Annotated in this window: 1 protein-coding gene; it reads left to right on the plus strand. The window is 71.0% G+C overall.

From position 1 onward, the window contains the following. Window positions 1–575, plus strand: a 575-nt coding sequence (locus tag IE178_RS35295; RefSeq protein ID WP_193515102.1) for a beta-ketoacyl synthase N-terminal-like domain-containing protein, incomplete at both ends; no start/stop codon positions are given.

Genomic DNA, 575 nt, shown 5'->3' on the forward strand with positions numbered 1-575 from the left:
TCATGGTGGGTTCCTGCATGACGCGGACCGGTTCGATCCGGAGTTCTTCGGGATGTCGCCGAGGGAGGCGACGGCGGCGGATCCGCAGCAGCGGCTGTTGCTGGAGACGGCCTGGGAGACCTTCGAGGACGCCGGGATCGTGCCCGCCGATCTGAACGGCTCCCGGACCGGCGTCTTCACCGGTGTCATGTACGGCGACTACGGCTCCCGCGTCGGCGAACTGCCGGAAGGGCTGGAGGGCTACCTGGCCAGCGGCAGCGCGGGGAGCATCGCCTCCGGCCGGATCGCCTACACCTACGGGCTGGAAGGCCCCGCCGTCACGGTCGACACCGCCTGCTCGTCGTCGCTGGTGGCACTGCACCTGGCCGCCAACGCCCTCCGCAACGGCGAGTGCGACCTGGCCCTCGCCGGCGGCGCGACCGTCATGCCGACGGCCATGCCCTTCATCGAGTTCTCCCGTCTCCGAGGCCTTGCCGCCGATGGCCGGTGCAAGGCGTTCTCGGCGGCTGCGGATGGTACGGGGTGGTCCGAGGGTGTGGGGCTGCTGTTGGTGGAGCGGTTGTCGGACGCGCGGC

Origin of the sequence: Streptomyces griseoloalbus (assembly GCA_014650015.1) — a bacterium.
Classification (GTDB): domain Bacteria; phylum Actinomycetota; class Actinomycetes; order Streptomycetales; family Streptomycetaceae; genus Streptomyces; species Streptomyces griseoloalbus.